Genomic DNA, 4,206 nt, shown 5'->3' on the forward strand with positions numbered 1-4,206 from the left:
CCGTAATGCCGCTCCAGCTTGTCCATGAACACCTGCATCTTTTCCAGCACCTTTTCGCGCGACGGCCGCCGCTTGCAGCTGGACTCGCCGTTCCATTCGACGTCGATCACCGGCGGCAGTGCGCCTTCGACCCTGGGCACGTTGCGGATGAACCAGTCCGCCTGCTCGCCGGCCGTGCGGCACCAGTAGAAGAAATGGTAGGCGCCGCGCTTCAAGCCGGCGGCGTCGGCGCTGCGCCAGTTCTTCATGAACATCGGATCGAGGTGGTCGCCACCGTCGGTCGCCTTGATGTAGGCGAAGTTGGCGCCCTGGGCCCGCAATTTGTCCCAGTTGACGTTGCCTTGCCAACGCGAGACGTCGACGCCGTGCACTGCAAGGCGGCGAGGCGAACCCTTGCCGAAATTGATCGGCTTGGCGTCGCGAAATCCGTAACGGGTGAGCGGCCCGGCCAGCATGGCCGGTGCCGCGCGGGTCAACAGCTTGGGCGGCGACACCAAGGCTGCCGGCTCGACCGGCAGCCCGCCGACATCAGGCACTTGGGGATCAGGCACGTCGGGCGCGGCAAACACGCCCGTCTCTTCCTCCTCCGCCAAGCCGAACGGGCGCGGTTTTTCCCCCGGACCGTTGTCAGACATGGGAGCCAATCCGGCCCTTGCCGCCCTGTTGCCCCTTGCCGCCGGAGCAGCGGCGATCGGTGCCGGCGGCCGGATCACGGAACTGGTGGTCTCGTTGGACGGTTTCTGCAAATCCAGCGCGTCGACGCCGGCCGTCGACGAGCAGCCGGCAAGGCATAGCGATGCGATCAAAAAACTGACGACGCCCGGAATCCGCATCTGGACCTGTACTCAAAACACAACAGACCGAGGGCAAAACGACAGCCGACGGACAAACCAGATCAGTTATGAATGAGAAATTACCAATAAAGTTTGAATCAAGTTTTTTTCGCCCATACCGCGTGCGGCAAGCGCGATGGAAACCGGCTAGGATTTTTTGAAAACGCCGATCATCGGCCCGAGATTCCAATAGTCGTCTTTGCGGCCGATGGCAGGCGCAAACAAGCTTGATATCGTGCCGTCGAGGAAGAGCGCGTTGTCGCAGCCGAGCGCATCGCGGAACAGACGGGCGAAGGCATGGAAGGTCACCATGCCGTTCGAAATCGCAAAAACCGCGACGCCGTCCTTTCGCACCCCGACACCGTCTCGGGTTTTCCGCGAAGTGCCGTCAGCCTGGAATTTTGGATGCAGCTTGCCGTCGATCACCAGCATCGGCCCCGATTGCGTCGCATAGTCGACGGTCGGGCGCCTTTTCACGAAATCCCTGGTGGCGCGGACCGCGGCCTTGCCGTCGCGCATGTAGAAAATGCCGTTCGGCTGCAGGGAAAAATTGCCGCTCCCCGATCCCGTTTTCACCGAGGCCATCTCCTGGCCACGCTCGACATAGAGGCCGACCGGCGCGAGGTTCGGGTGATACATACCGGCATTGATGCCGAACAGCATGGTGCGCCCTGCCGCCTGTTGCGTGGCATGCAGATTGTGCAGCGACTGAAACGGCTTGCCCGCCGCATCCTTCCAGAACAGCTCGAGCTGATATCGTTTTGGATCGACCTCGCAAACGAGATAGCTGGTCGCCTCGAAGGTGAAGTCCCGGCATGGCGGCAGTGAAGCGGTCCACTGGCCAAATCCCATGCCAAATGCCGCCACCGACGGCAGTGCGCCCTTGGCCAATGCCAGCAGCAACGGCAATGATTGCAGGAGGGTCAGGAAATCCATGCGCTTACCGGAATCGAAGTTCGAGGTCCGGTACGGATATAACCTGTTTCAAGCGAGACTGTGAAAGGCTCTGGACTTAGGCAAGCCATCCCATGGCGACGCTCAACAACAAGACGATGCCGAGCAGGCCGCGATAGATGACGAACGGCCAGGCCGAGAAACGCTCCAGCACGTGCATCAGCCCCCATATGGCGAAGAAGGCGGAGATCGACGCAACGACCAGCCCGACAGCAAGCACCGACCAGCCATGGGCGTCGAGATGGACCTTGTGCAGTTCCCAGAGTTCCTTGAGGCCGGCGAGCGCGATGGCAGGCAGCCCGAGCAGGAATGAGAAGCGCGCCGCCTCGGCCCGCTTGAAGCCGAGCCCCAATGCCGCCGTCAGGGTCGAGCCCGAGCGCGACACGCCGGGGACAAGTGCGCCGATCTGGGCAACACCGACGAGCAGCGCATCGGTCAGCGACGCACCCCCCATGCTGCGCCGGTGACGAGCAAAGATCTCGGCCAGCGCCAGCAGGATCGCCATTGCGATGCAGGCCCAGCCGATCACCGTCAGGCTGCGTAGCGGCGAATTGCAGGCGTTGAGCACGCCAGACAGCGCCACGCCGGCGATGACGATCGGGATCGTCGCCAGCACGATCCAGAGCGCCAGCTTGAAATGCCGGTCGGCGAAATCGCGTCGCGCCAGAGCGTTGAAAGAACCAAACAGGATATTCCTGACATCACTCCAGAAATAGCTGACCACCGCGGCAAGAGCCGCGAGTTGCATGGCGGCGGAGAAGGCGGAGCCAGGATCCTGCCAGCCGAGCACGGCCGGCACGATGCGCATATGGGCGGTCGAGGAAATCGGCAACAGTTCGGTGATGCCTTGCACCACGCCGAGGAACGCCACCTTGGCGAACCCCAGGCCGACGAAGCCCGTATCCAGGCCTTGTGTGCAGATATCGGCCAAAATCGAATTCCGTGCATGAGAGATCGGAGTTGCGTGGACCGACCATCGGTCAATCCCGGGCAAGCCTTATCGTCATGGGCCGGATAATCAATTTACGGATTTGTAAGCTGGCGTGCCGAAGTGCACGCCGTTCGAAACCGGCCCACCTTGGAGCCGGCTTGAGATACACAGCGAAAATCGCAAAGCGACTACGGGCAGAGCCAGAGTTTCTGGCATGTCCTGGCGATCACATGCGCCGGCGGCACTTCGGGCTCATCGGTCGAAGGCCGGCGAGCCCGTTCGAGCAGCATGCGCACCTGTTCGGGGCGCACACGATCGCGCTCCATCACAAGCAGGACCATCGGATCGCTCAAAAGCTCGTCCAGGGTGCTGATGCTGTCGTTCATCCGTCGTCTCCTCGAATGCCGTACCCGCGACCCATAAATAGGGAGACAATGATGGCCCGCCAATGACGCTTTGCCGGCTATCTCGTGTCGATTTGGATTAAATTTTGGCCATGCTTGCGCTCTCCCCTGGCCCTTGGCGCTGCGCGTCGATCCATTTCCTTCCACAACAAGGGGAGAAGGGAAAAATTAGCCTGGCGGAGGGGCGCCTTCGTATTTCGGCAGGCTGTCATCGAGCACCACCCAGGGCTGCCTCGAGCCCGTGAAAATATGCATTTGCGGCTTGAAAACCGTGGGATCGTCGAGCCATGCGAGTGGGGGTTAAGCGATGACGCCGAAAGCCGTCATCGCTTCCATGGAATGGCCGGCTGCCCGCTAACAGCCGGCGGCTTTGGCGTTCACTCCGTTTCGCCGACGACCTCGTCCCAGGTTTTGACCTTGGTCTGGCCGTTGAGGAACGGCAGCGCGGCGGCCGTCAGTTCGGGGGCGAAGAAAGTGTCGTAGTGGGTGCGGTTGGGCAGGATCGCCAGGCGGTTCTGCGACAGGTTCTCGCGCATCCAGCCGGCATCCTTCAGCCCGCCGCCGAGCATCTGATAGAACTTGATCTCGTGTTCGGGCTTGTACATATCGCTGTCGCCATAGACCAGCATGACCGGCATCTTCAGCTTGGCGACGTCGGCCGAGTAATCGCGGTTCTGACGCATGAAGCCGCCCAGCGCATCGAGGAGCTTCGGGAACTCCTCAGGATGCGGCGCCACGGCGACGTAGGATTTGTACATCGGCGTGTCCTTCATGAACTCAGCCGCGGCCGCGCTCACCTGTGCCTGCTGGGGACGCATCTCGTCATAGAAGCCGTCCGTGGCGTAGCCCGTCGATACCAGGACGAGGCGGCGTACCGCTTCGGGATGCTGGACGGCCATGCGGAAGGCGACGCCGCCGCCCAGCGAGTAGCCCATGAGATCGACCTGATCGTAACCGAGCGCCTTGACGATGGCGGCCATGTCGTCGCCCATCGCCTCCACGGTGAATGGGCGGTCGCCCAGCGCGGTGCGACCGTGACCCTGCAGGTCGACGCCGATGACGGTGCGGTTTTCGGCAAGTTTCG

The 4,206-nt window shown here is 62.1% G+C and carries 6 protein-coding genes and 1 pseudogene; 1 reads left to right on the forward strand and 6 read right to left on the reverse strand.

The genetic code is table 11. The features are described 5' to 3' along the window. Positions 1-635, reverse strand: a 635-nt coding sequence (locus tag EN893_RS21270) for a GH25 family lysozyme (RefSeq protein ID WP_281062494.1), incomplete at its 3' end; no start/stop codon positions are given. Between EN893_RS21270 and EN893_RS39400 the strand changes: the two genes are divergently transcribed. Continuing rightward, entirely contained in the window at positions 634-909 is a 276-nt protein-coding gene (locus EN893_RS39400; protein ID WP_164773642.1) for a hypothetical protein, read from the forward strand. The two genes, EN893_RS21270 and EN893_RS39400, sit on opposite strands and share 2 nt — an antisense overlap. Positions 910-980: 71 nt before the next feature. Here the strand turns inward: EN893_RS39400 and EN893_RS21275 are convergent, their stop codons facing one another. The 5 genes and pseudogenes from EN893_RS21275 to EN893_RS21295 form a co-directional block, all read right to left on the reverse strand. Continuing rightward, positions 981-1,769, reverse strand: a complete 789-nt coding sequence (locus EN893_RS21275; RefSeq protein WP_127269865.1) for a phosphodiester glycosidase family protein — start codon at positions 1,767-1,769, stop codon at positions 981-983. Between the two features lie 76 nt (positions 1,770-1,845). Then, positions 1,846-2,718 carry an undecaprenyl-diphosphate phosphatase gene (locus tag EN893_RS21280; RefSeq protein WP_127269867.1) on the reverse strand — a complete coding sequence of 291 codons (873 nt, stop codon included), beginning with the start codon at positions 2,716-2,718 and terminating at the stop codon, positions 1,846-1,848. Positions 2,719-2,906: 188 nt separating this feature from the next. Then, entirely contained in the window at positions 2,907-3,104 is a 198-nt protein-coding gene (locus tag EN893_RS21285) for a hypothetical protein (RefSeq protein WP_013532087.1), read from the reverse strand. Positions 3,105-3,290: 186 nt separating this feature from the next. Continuing rightward, a pseudogene (locus EN893_RS40075) lies at positions 3,291-3,407 on the reverse strand (GFA family protein); the annotation flags it as partial. A 92-nt stretch (positions 3,408-3,499) separates the two neighbouring features. After that, positions 3,500-4,206 (reverse strand): alpha/beta hydrolase (locus tag EN893_RS21295; protein ID WP_164900998.1); only part of this gene is annotated, 707 nt, incomplete at its 5' end.

The organism is Mesorhizobium sp. M7A.F.Ca.CA.004.04.2.1 (genome assembly GCF_004022825.1).
Taxonomy (GTDB): Bacteria; Pseudomonadota; Alphaproteobacteria; order Rhizobiales; family Rhizobiaceae; genus Mesorhizobium.

What these genes read in the sequence shown, in the direction of transcription:
- EN893_RS39400 (WP_164773642.1), top strand. Translation starts at nt 634, where the DNA reads ATGGGAGCCAATCCGGCCCTTGCCGCCCTGTTGCCCCTTGCCGCCGGA.
- EN893_RS21285 (WP_013532087.1), bottom strand. Translation starts at nt 3,104, where the DNA reads ATGAACGACAGCATCAGCACCCTGGACGAGCTTTTGAGCGATCCGATG.
- EN893_RS21275 (WP_127269865.1), bottom strand. Translation starts at nt 1,769, where the DNA reads ATGGATTTCCTGACCCTCCTGCAATCATTGCCGTTGCTGCTGGCATTG.